The organism is Rhodobacter flavimaris (genome assembly GCF_021378075.1).
In the GTDB taxonomy this organism is placed as follows: Bacteria; Pseudomonadota; Alphaproteobacteria; order Rhodobacterales; family Rhodobacteraceae; genus Rhodobacter; species Rhodobacter flavimaris.
Window position 1 is genome coordinate 1 of record NZ_JAJUOS010000012.1, and the last position, 18278, is coordinate 18278.

The following is an 18278-nucleotide window of genomic DNA, read 5'->3' on the forward strand; positions in this document are numbered from 1 at the left end:
CTCCAGCACAACGACGTTCAGATCCGGGTCGATCTGCTTGAGACGGATCGCCGCAGACAGACCCGCAGGCCCGCCACCAACAATCACAACATCATATTCCATCGACTCGCGGACGATCTCAGTCATCAATGCGCTCCTTAAGGCTGGCCTTTCGCGTGCTCTCGGCCCCGTGAGTAGCTTACCTGAGGGAACGAAGCAATTGTGACGCAGCGACTTTGCGCAATATTCTTTCGCCTTTGCAGCATTCCAGAGCAGGGATTGGTGCGCCAAATTCGCAGCCGAACCCTTGACACCCGCCCCGCCGAGCGGATTTACACTCGGTGGGTGATAGAAAAAGGCCAGACCAAGGGCTTCCATGGAAAAGATACCGATGACGCGCGCCGGGTACGATGTGCTCGACGAAGAACTCAAGGGCCTGAAATCGGTGGAGCGACCCGCCGTGATCAAGGCGATTGCCGAAGCGCGCGCGCATGGCGACCTGTCGGAGAACGCCGAATATCATGCGGCGCGCGAAAAGCAGAGCTTCGTCGAGGGCCGCATCAAGGAGCTTGAGTCGATCCTCGGCCGCGCCGAGGTGATCGACACCGCGCGCCTGTCGGGCTCGGTCAAGTTCGGCGCCACGGTGACCCTGGTCGATGAGGACAGCGACGAAGAGCGCACCTACCAGATCGTCGGCGAGGCCGAGGCGGATCTTGAGCGCGGCCTGCTGAACATCAAATCTCCCCTTGCCCGCGCCCTGATCGGCAAGGACGAGGGCGACAGCGTCGAGGTCCGCACGCCGGGCGGCGACAAGTCCTACGAAATCCTCTCGGTCCGTTTCGTCTGACCGAGCCGAGCTGAAAGGTGCCCCGCAATGAGCGAGGCCAAACCCGATCCGAACCAGCCCGATGACGCCGCCCTGAGCGGCGTCCTCAGTCGTTTGCAGCCCGAGGCGCGCTTTGGCCGCTCGGAAGGGGTGGCGATTGCGCTCAGCCTGCTGTGGCTGACGCTGGTGGGCGGGTTCTGGGCGCTGATGCCCGCGCCCGAGGGCGGTATTACGGCCCTTTCCGCGATCATGTCGCTGGTCGCGGCGGTGCTACCCATCGTGATGATTTGGGTCGCGGCCGTCACCGCCCGCACAGCGCGCGAGATGCGCGCCGAGGCTCAGGCGCTGAAATCCTCGGTCGAGGCGATGCGCTCGGCCTGGATCAACCAGAGCCACGCGCGCTCGGGGCAGATCGTGGAGAAGAAACTCGACGAGATCGCTGCGGCGGCGCGTCAGGCGGAAACCGCGATCGTCACCTTCACCTCGCGCCGCGATTCTTTGTCGACACAACCCTCGGCAGACCGCAAGGCCGCGCTTTCGGCCCCGCGGCAGGCGGCACCCGGCGAGGATCAGCCCGCGCTGGCGCTTGGCACGCCCGCCGATGCCCTGGCCGAGCCGGTCTCGGTCGCCGATTTCATCCGGGCGCTGAATTTCCCCGACAATGCCGAGGACCGCGAGGGCTTTCGCGCGCTGCGCCGGGCGCTGGAAGACCGCACCATGGCCAAGCTGATCCGCGCGGCGCAGGACGTGCTGAACCTGCTGGCGCAGGACGGTATCTACATGGACGACCTGCGCCCCGACCGTGCCCGCCCCGAGCTGTGGCGCCGCTTCGCGCGGGGCGAGCGGGGGCGCGAGATGGCGGCGCTGGCGGGGGTGCGCGATCGCTCGTCGCTGGCGCTGACGGCGGGGCGGATGCGCAATGACACGATCTTTCGCGATGCCGCACACCATTTCCTGCGCCAGTTCGACCGCACCCTGACCGAGTTCGAGAAGAACGCCAGCGATCAGGAAGTCGCCGAGATGGCCGAGACCCGCACCACTCGCGCCTTCATGCTACTTGGCCGCGTCACCGGCACTTTCGACTGACGCCTAAAGCTTGCGCACCATCACGAAAGCGGTCTCGAAATCGAAGATTAGCGCCGTGAGGCGGCTGTGGCGGCGCGTGGCGACGGTGAAGCCCAGCCGCTCGTAAAGCGCGCGGGCGCGCAGGTTCTCACCCACGACATCAAGGCGCACCTCGCGGAAACCGCGCCGCTTGGCCTCGTCGCACAGCGCCTCGACCAGTGCCGCGCCGATCCCGCCGCCGCGCCATTTCGTGGTCACCGCCAGCCCATCGACGATCATCGCGCGGGCGTCCTCGTCCCGCGACAGGATCGCCAGGCACAGCCCGCGCCAGAGCGCGCCGAACCGGCCATAGACCGCACGCAGATCGCCCTTGTCGCCCCCCACGAAAGACCCCGAGCGCGTGCGGTAACCGATCACCCCGATCAGGTTGCCCTCGCCATCCAGCGCCGTCAGCACATGGTCATCCGAGATGACGCGCTCGATGAACTCCAGCGCCTTGGCGCGCGGCCCCATCACGCGGCCAAGCTTTGCCCCGAAGGCCTGCCAGTAAAGCACCGCGGCCTGCGGGCGCTGATCGGGGGCAAGGCCGAAATGGATCATCACGCTCATGCGCGCATCCTTGCCTCGGCCTCGGAGAGGTCGTCGGGGGTGTTGATATTGGCGAAGGGGTCGGGCAGCGCGTCAAAGGCGACCTCGGCCGCCCCGGCTAGCGCCACGCGCATCCGCCGCTCGCCCGAAGCGAACAGTTCTGCCAGTGCGGCGCGGTGCGACACGGGCCATAGCGCCGCTGTCGGATGCTGGCGCCCGTGCGACGCCGCCATGGCCGGTGCACCCGCCGCGACAAGCCGCGCGACAAGATCGGCAGGCAGAAACGGCGTGTCGCAGGAGGCGGTTGCCAACAGATCGGCGCCCTGAGCCTCGGCCCATTCCAGACCGGCCAGAATGCCCGCCAAAGGCCCCTCGCCCCTATGACCGGGGGCGTCGGGCAGCACCGGGCACGCAAGATCCGCGAAGCGCCCCGCATCGCCATTGGCCGAGATCGCAATGCCACCCACCTGCGGCGCCAGCCGCGCCGCGACATGGGCGATCAGAGGCCGCCCCGCCAGCGACAGCAGCGCCTTGTCAGCCCCCCCCATGCGGCGGCCCTGCCCACCGGCAAGGATCAGACCTGCGATCACCAGTGCCCCCCTGACGCAGCCCGCGCGATTGATCGGGTTACAATGCCGGACTTGGCTTTTCTCTTCCCTAGTGCCTATGACTGGCGCAAGGACGCCCCTCAGACAAGCCCCGAAGATGACTGATACACCCAGACTCGCCCCTGCCTACTGGCGCGGTTTCCGCCACGGATTGCCCTTCATTCTGGTGATCGTGCCCTTCGGCCTGCTCTTCGGCGTGGCCGGGACCGAGGCAGGCCTCGACCTGGCCGAGGTCATGGGCTTCTCGATCCTTGTCATCGCGGGCGCCTCGCAATTCACCGCCGTGCAACTGATGAGCGACCATGCTTCGGTGATCATGGTGCTGCTGACTTCGCTCGCGGTTAACCTGCGCATGGCGATGTATTCGGCTTCTCTCGCACCGCATCTGGGCGCGGCCCCGGGTTGGCAGAAGTCGCTGATTTCCTATTTCATGGTGGATCAGGTCTATGTCATGTCGATCCAGGATTACGAGGCACGGCCCAAGCAGTCACTTGGCCAAAAGATGGCCTATTACGCCGGCGTCTGCACGCCACTTTGCCCGCAATGGTATGTTTCGACCTGGGTCGGCGCGGTGATCGGCAAGGCCATTCCGCCCGAATTCGCGCTGGATTTCGCGGCGCCGATCACCTTCCTTGCCATGCTGTCCCCGGCGCTACGCAGCATCCCGCATGTGGCTGCGGCGGGCGTCTCGGTGGGCGTGGCGCTGGCGCTCGCCTGGATGCCCTCGGGGCTGGGGCTCTTGATCGCGGCGGGCGCCGCGATGGCCACCGGCGCGCAGGTCGAGCTGTGGCTGAACCGCAAGAGGGCCGCGTGATGGATTACTCGAAGGCCGAGATCTGGCTGATCATCGTGGTGCTGGGGATCGGCACCTTCTTCCTGCGCTATTCGTTCCTTGGCCTGATCGGCAACCGCGCGCTGCCGGAATGGGCGCTGCGCTACCTGCGTTACACGCCGGTCGCGGTTCTGCCGGGCCTTGTCGCGCCGCTTGTGCTCTGGCCAAGCGCGACGCAGGGCGAGATCGACCCGGCCCGCTTGATTGCGGCGGGTGCGACGGTTCTGATGGGGATCGTCACGCGCAACACCCTGGCCGCCATCCTCGGCGGGCTCGGGGCGCTTTACCTCTGCCTGTGGCTGATCGGCTGAACCTTAAAGGTTCGGGCGCCCCGGGATCGGCTGAAGCGCCTCTTTTTGCTGGATCATCAGCACACCCGAGTTGTTATCGGGATCGCCGTCGTGATGCAGCTTGTCGAGCGCCAGCGGGTATTTCGCGAAAGCGTTGGCCAGCTTGATCGGCGAGAAAGTGCGCGGCAGCCCTTCGAAGCCCTGCACACCCGTCAGCACGGCGCTGACCGAGTTCGAGCACATCATCTTGCCCACGGCGCCATAACCCTGCGCGCGCGCCGTCAGCGCCTCGGCCTGCTCCATGGTGATGAACAGCTTCTGCTCGCGCACGTCCCAAGTCTCGCGCGCGTGGTAGTCGATGTAAAATTTCCGCATCCGCTCGGTGATGCCATAGTGCACATCGTTCCGCTCGGGCACCCAAGGGTGATACCAGCTGCCTGCCGGGTCGAACATGATGCGTTGGTGGCCGTCGATCATCAGCGCGGAATGCCCGCCCGACCCCGAGGTCGCCCCGATAACCGTGTAAAGCGTGACGGAAGGCGGCTCTCCGGTCACGAAGGCCGCGCGGCGCACGTCCTCATCCGGGGCCCAGACGGAATCGCCGGCGCAAGCCGCAAGAAACAGCGGAAGCAACAGGCAGATGATCAGTCGGCGCATCTGCCTGACCTCCTCAACTCTTTCCGCGGCTGCTCAGTCAGCCGCCTGCAAGAGCGAGAAACACCAGAAATACAATGATCGCAACCGCACTATAGGTCGTGAACTTGATAAATCCGGTGAATGTCTTTTCTTGGGCACGGATATCCATCGTGCCCGGCTTGTGTTCAGCCATGGGTGTCTCCCTACGTTCTCCCTGTCGGGCACGCTAACCGAGCTTGCGGGCGCTGTCACGCCTGTTGATCGGCCTCGCCCGAGATGCTGCGTGCCAGGTGAAAACCGATGCGGCGCGGCTGCTCTTCTTCCTCGGCCTTAGGAATGGCCACGAGCATGACATTGAGCTGGCTGACATGCTGGATCAGTTGCGTGCGCGCGCCGCCTTCGTCACGGCCATAGAAGGTCAGGATATCGGGGGCGAAATAGCCGATCCCCTCGATCTGCAACACGCCCGCCTCACCGCCGGTCAGGCCAAGGGCGACCTCTTCGTCCGACTGCAACTGGCTTTCGAAGTTCTGGATATACAGGACCAACCGTTCGTAGGCCCATTGCGCGGGGCTTTTGTCCTCGAACGGCTCGGCCGCGATGCCGGGCGGCAGGGGTAGAGATTCGGGCGTGGGAGCGGCATCCGCGCTGGTATGCACGACCTTGGCGCAGGGCAGCGCACTTTCCTCATGCGCCTCGGCGGTGGTGCGGATTACGGGCGGATCGCGATGGGTCATGCAAGACTCCAGAGCCAGGTATCGTCCGGCCCAAGGGTGCGGCGGACCTGCCCGAGGTGCAAGAGGTGATTGAGATGCGCCATGGCCTCGACCAGCGCAAGGCCATATTCCGGTTCGCCAATGGGGCGCTTGAAGAGCGCCGGAAAACAGGCCGACGCCGGGCGCGGACCCTCGGCCAGAAGCGCGCGCAGACGGTTCAGCGCGCCCTCGTGGTTCTCGATCATCTGGCGCAGCCGCAGCGGCAGGCCGGTGAAGGGCAGCTTGTGGCCGGGCAGGACAAGGTGGCGCGCCTCGGCCAGCGGCTGGAAGCGGCGGCAGCTTTCCATCCAGTCGCCCACCGGATCGGCCATCGGCTCGGTCGCGTAAACGCCAAGATTGGCCGAGATTGAGGGCAAGAGTTGATCGCCGCCGATCACCAGATCGTCGTCAAGCGACCAGAGCGTGGCGTGATCGGGGGCATGCCCCTCGCCGATCCGCACGAGCCATTCGCGCCCGCCCGCGCGCAGCCGGTCGCCCTCTTTAATCCGATGGAAGCCAAGCGGCAGCGGATGGACGCAATCGGCGAAGTTGAAGGGGCGCTCGGCCGCGCGGCGCGCGTGCAGATCGGGGTCCATGCCCGCGCGCTTCCAGTAGGTCAGTGTCTCGGCCACCGGCACTGGTTGCGCATCAAGCGTCAGCATCCGCGCGAAAAGCCACGAGGTGCGGGTGGTCCATAGTTCCGCCTCGCGCGACTGCAGCCACCCCGCAAGGCCGATATGGTCGGGGTGGTAGTGCGTCACCAACACCCGCGTCACCGGCTTGCCCGCCATCGGGCCGTCGATCAGCTCCTGCAATGCCGCGCGGCATTTCGGCGTGTCGATCCCCGGATCGACCAGCGTCCAGCCATCGCCATCATCCAGCGCGAAACAGTTGACGTGATCGAGCGCCATCGGCAACGGCAAACGCGCCCAGAGAACTCCGGGCGCGACTTCGATGGCTTCGCCAAAGGCTGGCGGCTCGGCCCACGGATACCGCAGGCCGCCCCGCTCGGCTGCGCCGCTCATGCGCTCAGGTCTTCCACGCTCAGCGCGTAAAGCCCTTCGGCACCTTCCTTGGCCTCGGCCAGCGCGGCGGCGTATTGCGGCAGCAACCGGCGGATATAGACCGCCGCCAGCTTGGCGCGGCCCGAGCCCTCGCCCTCGGCCAGCGCCGCGCGCAGGTGGTAATGCGCGCCCAGAACACGGGCGAAGGCGCGCAGGTAGGGGACGGCACCGGCGAAACGATCCTGCGTGCCCTGACCCAGCATCCATTCGGTATGCTCGCGCAGCGATTCGGTTGCCTGCCACAGGTCCTCGGCCAGATCGGGCAGAGCCTCGCGCGCGGCGCGGGCCTCGTCCTCGATCTCTTGCAGCAGGCGGAAGGCGGCGCGGCCCTCGTCCATCATCTTGCGACCGACAAGGTCCATGGCCTGAATACCGTTGGTACCCTCGTAGATCGCGGTGACGCGGACATCGCGGTAGAATTGCGCGGCGCCGGTTTCCTCGATGAAGCCCATGCCGCCATGCACCTGCACGCCCTGCTCGGCCACCCACATGCCAACATCGGTGCCATAGGCCTTGGCGATCGGGGTCAAGAGGGCGGCTCGCGCCTCCCAATCGGCCTCGCCGGTGGCGCGGGACATGTCGAGCGCGACCGCACAGGCCATAGCGATGGTGCGGGCGGCGAAGACCTCGGCCTTCATCTCGGCCAGCATCCGGCGCACGTCGGCGTGCTGGATGATCGGGGCGAACTGCACCCGATCCTGCGCATATTCCAGCGCCTTCTGATAGGCGGCCTCGGCCACGCCGATGCCCTGCACGCCCACGTTCAGACGCGCGTTGTTCATCATGGTGAACATGGCGGCCATGCCCTTGCCGGGTTCGCCGACGATCCAGCCGGTCGCGCCCTCGAAGCTCATGACGCAGGTGGGCGAGCCGTGCAGGCCCATCTTGTGCTCAAGCGACACGACCTTGAGGCTGTTCGCGACGCCCGGGTTGCCGTTGGAATCGGGGATGTATTTCGGCACCATGAAAAGGCTGATGCCCTTGGTGCCGGGCGCCGCGTCGGGCAGACGCGCCAGAACCAGGTGGCACACGTTCGCCGTCACATCCGAATCGCCCCAGGAGATGAAGATCTTCTGCCCGGTCACCGCATAGGTGCCATCGCCCATCGGCTCGGCCTTCGAGCGCAGCGCCCCCACGTCCGAGCCGGCCTGCGGTTCGGTCAGGTTCATGGTGCCCGACCACTCGCCCGAGATCAGCTTGGGCAGGTAAAGTTCCTTGATCTCGTCCGAGGCGTGATGTTCGAGCGCCTCGATCTGGCCCTGCGTCAGCAGCGGGTTGAGTTGCAGCGCAAGGTTCGCGCCCGACATCATGTCGTTGACGGCGACCGTCATGGTCATCGGCAGTCCCATGCCGCCAAATTCCTGCGGCCCCGAGATCGCGACCCAGCCGCCCTCGGCAATCTGGCCATAAGCCTCCTTGAAACCGGGCGAAGACCGCACAACGCCGTTTTCCAGCCGGGCCGGGTGCAGATCGCCGTTGCGCAGCAGGGGGGCCATCACCTCGTCGCACAGGCGCCCGGCCTCGGTCAGGATCGCCTCGACCGTCTCGCCCGTCGCCTCGGCAAACATCTCGGTCTCGGCCACGGGGGCAAGCGGCACCACCTTGTCGAGGATGAACCGCAGTTCGGAAACGGGCGAACGGTAAGGCATTTGCTTCTCCCTTGCGCGCAGCTTGGCAAAGCGGACGGGCGCGCGTATGTCCTGAAATCACGAGGGCCAAGTTACCGCAAGGTCAGCCCCCTTCAACCACGAACGCAGCGTCACGAAGTCACGATGAACAAGATAACCCAACGTCTCGCACCCGATGCCGAGGGCCTCGCCCGCGCGGCGGCGCTTCTGGCGGCGGGCGAGCTGGTCGCCTTCCCGACCGAGACGGTCTACGGGCTTGGCGGCGATGCACGCTCAGGCGCGGCGGTGGCGGGGATTTATGCGGCCAAGGGGCGACCCCGGTTCAACCCGCTGATCGTGCATCTGCCCACGCTGGACGCCGCCGAGAAGATCGCCGTGTTCGATGATCGCGCGCGTGCGTTGGCGGCGCGGTTCTGGCCCGGTCCACTGACCATGGTTCTGCCGCTGCGCCCCGAGGCCGGGATTTCCGATCTGGTGACGGCGGGGCTTGAGACCGTGGCGATCCGCCTGCCTGCCCATCCGGTGGCCCGCGCCCTGCTTGAGGCTTTCGGCGGGCCGTTGGCCGCACCCTCGGCCAACCCCTCGGGCAAGGTCAGCCCGACGACCGCCGATCACGTGATCGAGGGGCTGAGCGGCCGCATCGCGGGCGTGGTCGATGGCGGGGCCTGTGCGGTGGGGCTGGAATCGACGATCCTGTCGCTTGATCCGCCGATGCTTCTGCGCCCCGGCGGCGTGCCGGTCGAGGCGCTGGAGGCAGCCCTTGGTCAACCGCTGCCGACGGGCGGCGACGCGGCCAAGCCCAATGCGCCGGGGCAACTCACATCTCATTACGCCCCGGGCGCGCCCGTGCGGCTGATGGCCGAGGCCCCGGACGCGGGCGAGGTCTGGATCGGCTTTGGCCCGGACTGCGCCAAGGCGGATATCAACCTTTCGCCCAAGGGCGATCTGGTCGAGGCGGCGGCGGGCCTGTTCGCGGCGCTGCGAGCGGCCGATGCGCTGGCGCAGGCGCGCAATGCGCGCTCTATCGCCGTCGCGCCGATCCCCGAGCGTGATCTTGGCCGCGCCATCAATGACAGGTTGCGCCGTGCGGCGGCACCGCGTCCCTGATCAGGCGTGCCCTGCGGCCGCCGAAAGCGTGCGCGGGTCGATCCCCATATTGGCCAGCGCGCGGGTCCATTTCGTCGCGTGATCGGGGCCAAGCGCGATATCGACGTCGCCCTCGGTGATCAACCAGCCATTATCGAGGATCTCGCTTTCAAGCTGCCCCGGCCCCCAGCCCGCATAGCCAAGCGCCAGCAGCGCCCGGTCCGGGCCGACGCCCGCGGCGATATCCTCAAGGATGTCGCGCGTGGCGCTCATCGACAAATCATCGCTGACCTTCATCGCCTCGCTTCGGCCCTGCCATTCGGGCGAATGCAGAACGAAGCCGCGCCCGGTCTCGACCGGGCCTCCGAACAGGATCGGCGCGCGCTCAGGCCGGTCCGAGGCGGTGACCGGAATACCCAGCTGTTCGAACAGGTCGCTCAGCGCGGGCTTGGGCAGCGGCTTGTTGACGATCAGCCCCATCGCGCCTTCGGGCGTATGGGCGCAGACCGTCACCACGGAGTGCTCAAACCGCGGATCGCCCATGCCGGGCATCGCGATCAGAAGTTTGCCGGTCAGATCCATCGCAACCTCCCGTGGTCGTGCTCTCTCTAAACCTGTGCCCGCGCGGCCCGCAGATCAAGCCCCCGCCCTGTTGCAGCCCTGCACCTCGCGAAAAGCTGTCGCGTTTGTGACTTTGCCTGCGGCGTAGGCGGAAGTATGCCCAATTCATGACCAGACTCGCTGCCCTGCCCCTGTGCCTGATGATCGCTGCGCCCGCCTTGGCGCAGGAAGCCCCCCTTCCGCCCGGAATGGAGGTGATCGAGGTGATCGACGGCTGGCAGACCCCCTCGGGCGAGCGGATCGCCGCACTACGCATCGCGCTCGATCAGGGGTGGAAGACCTACTGGCGCAGCCCCGGCGATGCCGGCATCCCGCCCAGCTTCAACTTCACCGATTCACGCAATGTCGCCGCAGTTGAGATGCACTGGCCCGCGCCCGAGGTGTTCGACCAGAACGGCCTGCGCTCGGTTGGGTATCACGATGAGCTGATCCTGCCGCTTGAGATCACCCCCGCCGACCCGTCGCAGCCCGTGGCGCTGTCGGCGGATCTTGAGCTTGGAATCTGCCACGACGTCTGCGTGCCGGTCTCGCTTGAGGTGTCGAAGGATCTGCAAGGCCCCGGCGCCCCCAATGAGACGATCCGCGCCGCGATGACCGCACAGCCCCGCCCGATCGAGGGCGGCGCACGCTGCACGGTCGAGCCGATCGCCGACGGCATGCGCGTGACCGCACGGATCGACCTGCCCGCCGATCAGGCGCGCGACGCCTTCCTTGAACTGCGCTCGACCCCGATGTGGGTGTCGGATGCGGTGGCGCAGCGCGACGGCGATACGCTGATCGCCATGGCCGAGTTCGTGCCCGAGAACGCCAAGCCCTTCGCGCTGGATCAAAACGATCTGCGCATCACGGTTCTGTCCGAACGCGGCGCGCTGGAAATCAACGGCTGCCCGAACTGAGCCCTAGCCCGCCCCGCGAATGCGTCCGCGCAGCAGGCGCGGCGCGATCAGCCCGGTTGCGATGACCACCGCCGCGCTCAGCCCAACAAAGGCCGCGAACGCCGCGGCCACGCCATCGCCCGAATAAAGCGCGCGCCCAAGCGTCAGCGCGAAACCCAATGCGACGGCGCCGCTCGCCCCCCACAGCACCCCGCGCAGCCGCGGCACGCGCGCGCCATGCCGCATGGCGCGGATCTGGCGCGAGACATCCAGCTGCACCGCGAGCGTTGCGGGCACGACGATCAGCACGATGACCATGCCAAAACCAAGCCCGTAAACCAGCGTGATCACGGTGGATTTCAGGAACAGTGCCTGGCTCGACTGCTCGTAAAGCAGCGGCGCGAGGCCAAGGACTGTCGTCAGCGTGGTCAGCATCACCGGGCGCAGCCGGTCAGCGACCGCATCGACGATGGCGGGCACAAGACCGCGCTTGACCGCGTATTCATCCACCGTCGAGATCAGCACGATCGCATCGTTGATGATGATCCCCGACATGCCGATCGCGCCCACCACGGCGAACATCGACATCGGCAGATCCCAGATGTAATGGCCCCAGATCGCACCTACGAGGCCGAAGGGGATGACCGACATCACCACCACGGGCCGCGTCCAGCTGGCAAAGATCCAGGCCAGCACGATGTAAATACCGATCAGGCACATCACGAGGCCGAGCACCGCATCGGCCATGAAATCGCGCTCTTCCTCGGCCGCGCCCGAGAGCTGCCAGACCACGCCACGCTCTTCGGCGATGCGGGGCAGGATTTCCTCTTCGAGCTGGCGGGTGATTTCATTGGCGCGCTCGGGGTTGTCTTCCGAGATATCGCCGGTCACGGCGACCAGTCGCAAGCCGTTCTCGCGCCGGATGGTCGAGAACCCGGTTTCCGAGCGGACCCGGACGATATCCGACAGCGGCACCCACCCGCCCGAGGGGGTGCGCATCTGCATCCGCTCGACGAAATCGGCGGCCAGTTCCTCGTCGGGCATCTCGACCCGGATCGTGGCCGAACGCACGCCATCGGGATAGCTTGCCGCCTCGGTACCGTTCAACCGCGCGCGCAATTCGCGCGAGAGCGCGTCGATATCGAAGCCAAGCGCCACACCCTGCGGCGTCAGGTCAAGGATCAGCTCTTCCTTGTCATAGGCCAGGTTGTCCTCAAGCGCGGACACCTCGGGAAAGGGCGTAAGCGCGGCTTTCAGATCCTCGGCGGCGGCCTTCAATTCGCGGCTTTCGGCCCCGGTGAATTGCACCGACAACCCGTCAGACGACGGCCCCATGCGGTAGCCGCGGAAGCTAAGCTCCTCAAGCAGCGTATGCCGCGCGGTCTCTTCCTGAAGCCGCGCGATGAAATCCGAACTGGAATAGGGCCGGTAGTCGCTGTCGATCAGCTCGACGGAAATCGAGCCCAGCAGATCCTCGTCCTTGCTGTCTGCCGAGGCCAGCGCCCGCCCCGAGGCGCCCCCGATTTGCGCCAGTGCATGCTCGACCGGGTTGGTGCCGAACTCGGCCTCGTATTCGCGACCAACCTTCTCGACCCCCGCCTGAAGGTTGCGCATCATCGCCAGCGTATCGTCGCGCGAGGCGCCCGAGAGCATCGCGAAAGACCCCGTCACCGTCGATTGCTCGGGCGGGTTGAAGAAGCGCCACTGCACCTTGCCCGAGATCAGGAACGATACCTGCCACGCCAGAAGCGCAACTGCCGCCGCGATCACCGGGTAGCGCGCCCCCAAGACGAACCGCGTCATCGGCCGCATCAGGCGCACCCGCACCCATTCCAGCCCCTTGTTCACCTGACGCGAGGGCCAGTCATACCACTTGCCCTCGGCCGTGTGGCTAAGCGCTTGGGCCATGTGATTGGGCAGGATCAGAAAGCATTCGATCAACGAGGCCGATAGCACCGCGATGACCGTGTAGGGGATATCAAGGATCATCGTCCCCATCTGCCCGCCGATGATGATCAGCCCGGCGAAGGCGATGATCGTGGTCAGCGTCGAGGCAAAGACCGGCGCGGCCATCCTTCGCGCGCCCTGCTCGGCGGCCAGAACCGGATGCTCGCCCAGTTCGCGGGCGCGGAAATCGGCGTGTTCGCCCACGACGATGGCGTCATCGACGACGATGCCCAAGGTCAGGATCAGCGCGAACAGCGAGATCATGTTGATCGTCATGCCCGAGACATACATGACCGCCAGCGCCGCCGCCATCGAGGTGGGAATGCCCATCGCCACCCAAAAGGCTGTGCGCGCGTTGAGGAACAAGAAGAGCAAGAGCAGCACGAGGCCAAGCCCCATCACGCCATTGCCCACCAGCAGTTCAAGCCGCTGCGTGATCGCCTCGGAGCGGGTGCGCATCAGATCAATCGAGGTGCCGGCGGGCAGCGTCGGCTCCATCGTCGCGATGACCTTTTCCACCTTGTGCTGCAAGGCGATGGCATCGCCCTGCGCCGAACGCGAGACATTGATCGTCATGGCGGGCTGGTCGCCCACGTAATAGGCCCGCGCACGGTTGGCGCCCTCGACCCGCACCAGCGCCACATCGCCCACGGTCAGCTGCGAGCCATCGGCGTTCGAGCGCAGCACGAGGCCCGCGATCTCGCGCGCGTCGCGGCGCTCTTCGCCGGTGCGCACGCGGGCCGCGCCCCCCGCCACGTCACCCGCCGGGCTGGTGGCGGCCTCGGCCGCGATCACCGCCACGATCTGCGACAGCGTGACATCGTATTTCATCATCGCCGTGGTCGGCACCTCGACGACAGTCTGCGGCGCGGCGATGCCCTGCACGGTGGTGCGCGTCACCCCCTCGGCATAGAGCCGCACGACCAGCTCATCGGCCAGCCGCCCGAGTTGCTCGGGCGAGAGCGGGCCGGTGATGGCGATATCGGTCACCGTGTCGCGCCAGACGCCGCGGGTGACCTCGGGTTCCTCGGCGGCCTCGGGCAGGTCGCTCGCGGCGGTGATCGCCTGCTCGACATCGTTGACGGCGCGCCCCATGTCCCAGCCGGGTTCGAATTCCAGCGTGATCCGGGCCGAGCCCTCGGTCGCGCGGCTTTCCGAGGCCTCGACCCCCTCGACCGCGATCAGCGAGGGTTCGAGCACCTGCACGATGGCGCGGTCCACATCCTCGGCGCCGGCGCCCTCCCATGTGACGCGCACGTCGATTTCCTCGACAACGGAGTCCGGGAAGAACTGCGCGCGCATCTTCGGCATGACCGCGACGCCAAGGCACAACAGCACCACAAGCACGATATTGGCCAGCGTCCGGTGCCGGGTAAACAGGCCGATGATCCCGCGCGGGGGCGGCAGCTCATCGCCCGGGCGCACGAAATTGCCCGAGGCTTCGGCGGCCGCAAGGGCGGCGGCATTCGCCTCGGCGCCCAGATCGGTTTGGGTCTCGGGCGCGCTCATGCCTTAGCCCCCGATCCGGGATTCGAGCCGCTCGACCACCTCAAGCGGCACGGCGTCCTGCTGCAACTGGGCAAGGATGCGGGTCTTGGCATCGGCGGGCATTCGGGTGTTGCCCTCGACAAAGGCGATCAGGCGGGCGCGCCGCTCGGGGTCGAGCGTGATGGTTTGCGGCAGTTGCACCTGCCCCTGATCGGGGCGCAGGGGCCGCAGCTTGAGGCCCAGACCCAGAAGCGGCGTACGCTCGGCCACGATCTCCTGCCCGCTCGAGAGCGTCGCGGCGCGGATGATGACGGCATCGCCCTGACGGCGCAGCACGGTAACTTCGGCCTCCGCCAGACGCTCATCCGGGCCCAGAACCAGTACGCGGCTGTTGGCATCGACCGCCGATGCGGGCACGAGGGCAACGTTCTCCAGAACCGGCTCGGAGAGGCTGACGGTCACGAAATCGCCCGCGCGCAGGCCCGCACCATCGGCGATCCGGGCAAAAAGCAGACGGCCCGCAAGCCCGGCCTCGACCTCGGCGCCGACGCGCACAAGGGTCGCCTGCGCTTCCAGCGGCACGCCTTGCAGGTCAAGCCGCACGCGCACCGGCGCGGGGATCAGCGCGCCGCTCGCATCGGTCAGCCGGGCGTATTGCGCGTTCGAGACGCGGAAGGCGACCTCAAGCGCCGCAGGGTCGATCAGCTCGGCCAGCTTTTCATTGTTCGACACAAGACCACCCTGCACGGCGGTCACGCTGGCCAGCTGGCCCGCGAATTCGGCGCGGATCTCGGTTTCGGCCAGCTTACGCTCGGCCTCGGCCAGCGCGATCTCGGCCCGGCGGAGGGTATTGCGGGCCTGATCAAGGCCCGCCTCGGCCCCCGACAGCGCCGAGCGCTTGTTCAGCACCGCCTGTTCCGCCGCGCTTACGGCCAGTTCGGCAACCTCGGTATCGACCGCCCGGCCAATGCCGCGCGCGTCGATGCTGCGCTGACGATCAAGCGCCGAGTGGCGCAGATCGGCCTGCCGCACGGCGGCCGCCAGATCGTCGCCCGCAATAACCAGCGTGCGCTCGGCCAGCGCCAGCGCGGCCTGCGCCTCGGCCAGCGAGGCGGCGGCGGAGTCGCGTGCGGCCAGCGTCTCGGCCGGATCAAGGCGAACCAGAAGCTCTCCGGCCGCGACCTGCGCGCCTTCCTCGAAATTCGGCGTAAGCTCGGCCACCGTGCCTGCGGCACTGGCGCGCAACTCCAGCCGGCGGGTCGAGCGGACCTCGCCATATGCGGTCAGTTCCGGGGTGAGGGTGGTGAAGTCGAGCGCGATGACATTGGCGGCGAAGACCCGTTCGCGCGCGGCACCGGGAAAGGCGCCTTTCTGGCCGCGGGCGTCGATGGCGGATTTCACCGTGAACCCCGCCGTGGCCAATAGCCCCAGCGTCAGCGCCAGAAGAAATAGCCCCATCAGGCTGCGCGTCAGAAACCGCATCGTCCCGTCCTTGCCGAGGCGGGGCCGTCCCCGCGCTGCGAATTATATATCTCTGTCCTGCTTTAGGGCGAGAATACCCACATTCCTACGCGGCGGAAGGCCGCGTCCGTCGCCAATCACGCGATTTTCAGAGCGCGTTGAGCCGCGCCCGCAGGCTGAGCAGGTCGGCCCAAGCCTCGCGCTTGGCGCTTGGCTGGCGCAGCAGGTAGGCCGGATGGGTCATCGGCAGGGCCGGGCGCCCGAAAGCCTCGGCCCAGGTGCCGCGCAGGCGCAAGATGCCGCGCTTGTCCAACGCGGCGGCGCAGGCCGCGTTGCCCATCAGCACGATCAGATCGGGATCGGCCAGTTCGACATGCCGCGCCAGAAACGGCAGCATCTGCGCGATCTCGGCAGGCTCGGGGTCGCGGTTGCCCGGCGGGCGCCAGGGCAGGACGTTGGCGATATAGACCCCGGCGAGCGCGTCGGGTGCGCTGCGCGAGAGGCCAATGGCGGCAAACATCCGGTCGAGCAACTGCCCCGCGCGACCCACGAAGGGCTTGCCCTGAATGTCCTCGTCGCGGCCCGGGGCCTCACCGATGATCATAACCCGTGCCGCCGGGTTGCCATCGGAAAAGACGGTGTTCTTCGCGCCCTTCTTCAACTCGCACAGATCGTAACCCGCAATCGCCTCGCGCAGATCGTCGAGCGCCTTGGCCCTTCCGGCGGCCTCGCGTGCGACCGCAACAGGGTCGGGGCCCTCATCCACCACGCGCAAAACGGGCTGCGACTGGGTGGGTTCGGGGGCTACGGGCGCGGGCTTGGGGCGCTCGATCGTGTCGGGCAGGGCATAGCAATCGACGGGCAGATCCAGAATCGCCTCATCCGCCCCTAGCTCGATCTGCCATTCAAGGGCAGCAAGCGCGGCATAGTAATCCAGTTCGGGGCGGCCCTGAGTCTCCATCCGCCCAAGCTATGCGCCGCACGCCAATAGGTAAAGCCGCGCCCTTCGCGCTGGACGCGCGCGCGCCCTTTTGCCATAAGCGACCCCGGACAACATCGGAGGCACGCGCCATGGCATTTCGCGCAAGGCACCTTCTTGGCATCGAGCATCTCAGCCAGGAGGACATCCGCACCGTCCTCGATCTGGCCGACCGCTATGTGGATCTGAACCGGCGCACGGTGAAACGCACCGACGTGCTCGAAGGCATGACGCAGATCAACATGTTCTTCGAGAACTCGACCCGCACGCAGTCGAGCTTTGAGCTGGCGGGCAAGCGCCTCGGCGCGGACGTGATGAACATGTCGATGCAGACCTCTTCGGTGAAGAAGGGCGAGACGCTGATCGACACGGCACTGACGCTGAACGCCATGCATCCTGACCTGCTGGTCGTGCGCCACCAGAACTCGGGCGCGGTGGATCTGCTGGCGCAGAAGGTGAACTGCGCGGTGATCAACGCGGGCGACGGCAAGCACGAGCACCCGACGCAGGCGCTGCTTGACGCGCTGACGATCAAGCGCGCCAAGGGCCGTATCCAGCGCCTGACGGTTGCGATCTGTGGCGACGTGGCGCATAGCCGCGTCGCGCGCTCTAACCTGATCCTCTTGGGCAAGATGGAGAACCGCGTGCGCCTTGTCGGCCCGCCCACCCTGATGCCCGCCGGGATTGGCGAGTTCGGCTGCGAGGTCTATGAAGACATGCGCGAGGGCCTGAAGGACGCCGATGTGGTGATGATGCTGCGCCTCCAGAAAGAGCGGATGGACGGCGGCTTCATCCCGTCCGAGCGCGAATATTTCCACCGCTACGGGCTCGATGCGGAAAAGCTGGCCTGTGCCAAGCCCGATGCCATCGTCATGCACCCCGGCCCGATGAACCGAGGCGTCGAGATCGACGGCACCATCGCCGACGACATCAACCGCTCGGTCATTCAGGAGCAGGTCGAGATGGGCGTGGCGGTGCGCATGGCGGTCATGGACCTGCTGGCGCAGAACCTGCGCGCCGATCGGGGCCGTGCGCTGACCGAGGAAACCTATGTCTGAGATCAAGCGCGACGAGGTTCTGAACTACCGCCCCGGCCCGGACAGCGAATTGCCGCTGGACGAGGGCGAGAAGGTCACCGCCATCTTCCTAGCCGACAACCGGCGCTATTGGGTTGACCATGTGCTGCTTGGCGTCATCGGCATCGTGCTGGTTTCGGCGATCCTGCTTTACATGGGCAAGGCCGACCAGATCGCCATTGCCGCCGTCGCCATCGCCATCGGCATGGCGGCCCGCGCGGCCTGGTTCCGCTCGGAAGCCTTCGCGCGGCGCTGGCAGCTGACCGACCGGCGGCTGATCGGCCCGCAGGGGCGGCAGGTGATGCTGCTGGAAATCAAGACCGTGCGCCGCCTGATGGGCGATGTGCAGATCGTGACCAACGCAGGCGCCAAGCACCTGATCCGCCATCTGGCAGACAGCGAACCCGTGCTGGCCGCCATCGAGGCCGCCCGCGCCAAACGCGCGAAAAAGGTGCGCTGAAGGAGATCGACTCA

Annotated in this window: 20 protein-coding genes; 8 read left to right on the forward strand and 12 right to left on the reverse strand. The window is 66.9% G+C overall.

The features are described 5' to 3' along the window. The coding region (locus LZA78_RS14345; protein ID WP_233677706.1) for an FAD-dependent oxidoreductase at nt 1–126 on the reverse strand (126 nt) is incomplete at its 3' end. 229 nt (nt 127–355) lie between these two features. Between LZA78_RS14345 and greA the strand changes: the two genes are divergently transcribed. Then, nucleotides 356–826, forward strand: a complete 471-nt coding sequence (gene greA / locus LZA78_RS14350; RefSeq protein ID WP_233677610.1) for a transcription elongation factor GreA — start codon at nt 356–358, stop codon at nt 824–826. Between the two features lie 27 nt (nt 827–853). After that, nucleotides 854–1891 carry a hypothetical protein gene (locus LZA78_RS14355; RefSeq protein WP_233677611.1) on the forward strand — a complete coding sequence of 346 codons (1038 nt, stop codon included), beginning with the start codon at nt 854–856 and terminating at the stop codon, nt 1889–1891. 3 nt (nt 1892–1894) lie between these two features. Here LZA78_RS14355 and LZA78_RS14360 read toward each other — a convergent pair whose 3' ends face one another. Together LZA78_RS14360 and mobA are read right to left on the reverse strand one after the other, a co-directional pair. After that, nucleotides 1895–2479 carry a GNAT family N-acetyltransferase gene (locus tag LZA78_RS14360; protein ID WP_233677612.1) on the reverse strand — a complete coding sequence of 195 codons (585 nt, stop codon included), beginning with the start codon at nt 2477–2479 and terminating at the stop codon, nt 1895–1897. Beyond that, complete coding sequence (mobA, locus tag LZA78_RS14365) at nt 2476–3051, reverse strand: molybdenum cofactor guanylyltransferase MobA (protein WP_233677707.1); 576 nt, start codon at nt 3049–3051, stop codon at nt 2476–2478. Before mobA ends, LZA78_RS14360 begins: the two co-directional genes overlap by 4 nt. 112 nt (nt 3052–3163) lie before the next feature. Between mobA and LZA78_RS14370 the strand changes: the two genes are divergently transcribed. Both LZA78_RS14370 and LZA78_RS14375 read left to right on the forward strand, forming a co-directional pair. Next, nucleotides 3164–3880: an AzlC family ABC transporter permease gene (locus LZA78_RS14370; protein WP_233677613.1), complete on the forward strand. Its 717-nt coding sequence runs from the start codon at nt 3164–3166 to the stop codon at nt 3878–3880. Further along, entirely contained in the window at nt 3880–4209 is a 330-nt protein-coding gene (locus LZA78_RS14375) for an AzlD domain-containing protein (protein ID WP_233677614.1), read from the forward strand. Before LZA78_RS14370 ends, LZA78_RS14375 begins: the two co-directional genes overlap by 1 nt. Nucleotides 4210–4212: 3 nt before the next feature. Here LZA78_RS14375 and LZA78_RS14380 read toward each other — a convergent pair whose 3' ends face one another. Genes LZA78_RS14380 through LZA78_RS14400 form a run of 5 tightly spaced genes read right to left on the reverse strand, consistent with a single transcriptional unit; the run spans nt 4213 to nt 8292 of the window. Then, on the reverse strand, nt 4213–4845 hold the full coding sequence (locus LZA78_RS14380) for a hypothetical protein (protein ID WP_233677615.1): 633 nt from the start codon (nt 4843–4845) through the stop codon (nt 4213–4215). A gap of 37 nt (nt 4846–4882) precedes the next feature. Beyond that, nucleotides 4883–5017, reverse strand: a complete 135-nt coding sequence (locus tag LZA78_RS14385) for an aa3-type cytochrome c oxidase subunit IV (protein ID WP_233677616.1) — start codon at nt 5015–5017, stop codon at nt 4883–4885. Between the two features lie 55 nt (nt 5018–5072). Beyond that, the gene (locus tag LZA78_RS14390) at nt 5073–5561 is read right to left on the reverse strand and encodes a DUF6173 family protein (protein ID WP_233677617.1); all 489 of its coding nucleotides are present in this window, start codon (nt 5559–5561) and stop codon (nt 5073–5075) included. Continuing rightward, nucleotides 5558–6604, reverse strand: coding sequence for an MBL fold metallo-hydrolase (locus LZA78_RS14395; RefSeq protein ID WP_233677618.1), 1047 nt, complete (start codon nt 6602–6604; stop codon nt 5558–5560). The genes LZA78_RS14390 and LZA78_RS14395 overlap by 4 nt, the downstream gene beginning before the upstream one ends. After that, a complete protein-coding gene (locus LZA78_RS14400) occupies nt 6601–8292 on the reverse strand; it encodes an acyl-CoA dehydrogenase family protein (protein WP_233677619.1) in 1692 nt (563 codons plus the stop codon). Before LZA78_RS14400 ends, LZA78_RS14395 begins: the two co-directional genes overlap by 4 nt. Before the next feature lie 123 nt (nt 8293–8415). Here LZA78_RS14400 and LZA78_RS14405 point away from each other — a divergent pair, with 123 nt between their 5' ends. Further along, entirely contained in the window at nt 8416–9378 is a 963-nt protein-coding gene (locus LZA78_RS14405) for an L-threonylcarbamoyladenylate synthase (protein WP_233677620.1), read from the forward strand. On the opposite strand, the gene LZA78_RS14410 is transcribed toward LZA78_RS14405, so the two are convergent. Beyond that, complete coding sequence (locus LZA78_RS14410) at nt 9379–9939, reverse strand: YqgE/AlgH family protein (protein ID WP_233677621.1); 561 nt, start codon at nt 9937–9939, stop codon at nt 9379–9381. Between the two features lie 146 nt (nt 9940–10085). Between LZA78_RS14410 and LZA78_RS14415 the strand changes: the two genes are divergently transcribed. Continuing rightward, a complete protein-coding gene (locus LZA78_RS14415) occupies nt 10086–10874 on the forward strand; it encodes a protein-disulfide reductase DsbD domain-containing protein (RefSeq protein WP_233677622.1) in 789 nt (262 codons plus the stop codon). A gap of 3 nt (nt 10875–10877) precedes the next feature. On the opposite strand, the gene LZA78_RS14420 is transcribed toward LZA78_RS14415, so the two are convergent. From LZA78_RS14420 to LZA78_RS14430, 3 genes are all read right to left on the reverse strand, one after another. Beyond that, nucleotides 10878–14309 (reverse strand): efflux RND transporter permease subunit, encoded by a 3432-nt coding sequence (locus LZA78_RS14420; RefSeq protein WP_233677623.1) that lies wholly within the window; start codon nt 14307–14309, stop codon nt 10878–10880. Between the two features lie 3 nt (nt 14310–14312). Beyond that, nucleotides 14313–15770, reverse strand: a complete 1458-nt coding sequence (locus LZA78_RS14425) for an efflux RND transporter periplasmic adaptor subunit (protein ID WP_233677624.1) — start codon at nt 15768–15770, stop codon at nt 14313–14315. 127 nt (nt 15771–15897) lie between these two features. Next, nucleotides 15898–16710 (reverse strand): uracil-DNA glycosylase family protein, encoded by an 813-nt coding sequence (locus LZA78_RS14430; RefSeq protein ID WP_233677625.1) that lies wholly within the window; start codon nt 16708–16710, stop codon nt 15898–15900. 110 nt (nt 16711–16820) lie between these two features. Between LZA78_RS14430 and LZA78_RS14435 the strand changes: the two genes are divergently transcribed. Together LZA78_RS14435 and LZA78_RS14440 are read left to right on the forward strand one after the other, a co-directional pair. Beyond that, nucleotides 16821–17786: an aspartate carbamoyltransferase catalytic subunit gene (locus LZA78_RS14435; protein ID WP_233677626.1), complete on the forward strand. Its 966-nt coding sequence runs from the start codon at nt 16821–16823 to the stop codon at nt 17784–17786. Beyond that, entirely contained in the window at nt 17779–18264 is a 486-nt protein-coding gene (locus LZA78_RS14440) for a hypothetical protein (RefSeq protein ID WP_233677627.1), read from the forward strand. The genes LZA78_RS14435 and LZA78_RS14440 overlap by 8 nt, the downstream gene beginning before the upstream one ends. Nucleotides 18265–18278: the final 14 nt, after the last annotated feature.

What these genes read in the sequence shown, in the direction of transcription:
- greA (WP_233677610.1), top strand. Translation starts at nt 356, where the DNA reads ATGGAAAAGATACCGATGACGCGCGCCGGGTACGATGTGCTCGACGAA.
- LZA78_RS14355 (WP_233677611.1), top strand. Translation starts at nt 854, where the DNA reads ATGAGCGAGGCCAAACCCGATCCGAACCAGCCCGATGACGCCGCCCTG.
- LZA78_RS14360 (WP_233677612.1), bottom strand. Translation starts at nt 2,479, where the DNA reads ATGAGCGTGATGATCCATTTCGGCCTTGCCCCCGATCAGCGCCCGCAG.
- LZA78_RS14370 (WP_233677613.1), top strand. Translation starts at nt 3,164, where the DNA reads ATGACTGATACACCCAGACTCGCCCCTGCCTACTGGCGCGGTTTCCGC.
- LZA78_RS14375 (WP_233677614.1), top strand. Translation starts at nt 3,880, where the DNA reads ATGGATTACTCGAAGGCCGAGATCTGGCTGATCATCGTGGTGCTGGGG.
- LZA78_RS14380 (WP_233677615.1), bottom strand. Translation starts at nt 4,845, where the DNA reads ATGCGCCGACTGATCATCTGCCTGTTGCTTCCGCTGTTTCTTGCGGCT.
- LZA78_RS14385 (WP_233677616.1), bottom strand. Translation starts at nt 5,017, where the DNA reads ATGGCTGAACACAAGCCGGGCACGATGGATATCCGTGCCCAAGAAAAG.
- LZA78_RS14390 (WP_233677617.1), bottom strand. Translation starts at nt 5,561, where the DNA reads ATGACCCATCGCGATCCGCCCGTAATCCGCACCACCGCCGAGGCGCAT.
- LZA78_RS14395 (WP_233677618.1), bottom strand. Translation starts at nt 6,604, where the DNA reads ATGAGCGGCGCAGCCGAGCGGGGCGGCCTGCGGTATCCGTGGGCCGAG.
- LZA78_RS14400 (WP_233677619.1), bottom strand. Translation starts at nt 8,292, where the DNA reads ATGCCTTACCGTTCGCCCGTTTCCGAACTGCGGTTCATCCTCGACAAG.
- LZA78_RS14405 (WP_233677620.1), top strand. Translation starts at nt 8,416, where the DNA reads ATGAACAAGATAACCCAACGTCTCGCACCCGATGCCGAGGGCCTCGCC.
- LZA78_RS14410 (WP_233677621.1), bottom strand. Translation starts at nt 9,939, where the DNA reads ATGGATCTGACCGGCAAACTTCTGATCGCGATGCCCGGCATGGGCGAT.
- LZA78_RS14415 (WP_233677622.1), top strand. Translation starts at nt 10,086, where the DNA reads ATGACCAGACTCGCTGCCCTGCCCCTGTGCCTGATGATCGCTGCGCCC.
- LZA78_RS14420 (WP_233677623.1), bottom strand. Translation starts at nt 14,309, where the DNA reads ATGAGCGCGCCCGAGACCCAAACCGATCTGGGCGCCGAGGCGAATGCC.
- LZA78_RS14425 (WP_233677624.1), bottom strand. Translation starts at nt 15,770, where the DNA reads ATGCGGTTTCTGACGCGCAGCCTGATGGGGCTATTTCTTCTGGCGCTG.
- LZA78_RS14430 (WP_233677625.1), bottom strand. Translation starts at nt 16,710, where the DNA reads ATGGAGACTCAGGGCCGCCCCGAACTGGATTACTATGCCGCGCTTGCT.
- LZA78_RS14435 (WP_233677626.1), top strand. Translation starts at nt 16,821, where the DNA reads ATGGCATTTCGCGCAAGGCACCTTCTTGGCATCGAGCATCTCAGCCAG.
- LZA78_RS14440 (WP_233677627.1), top strand. Translation starts at nt 17,779, where the DNA reads ATGTCTGAGATCAAGCGCGACGAGGTTCTGAACTACCGCCCCGGCCCG.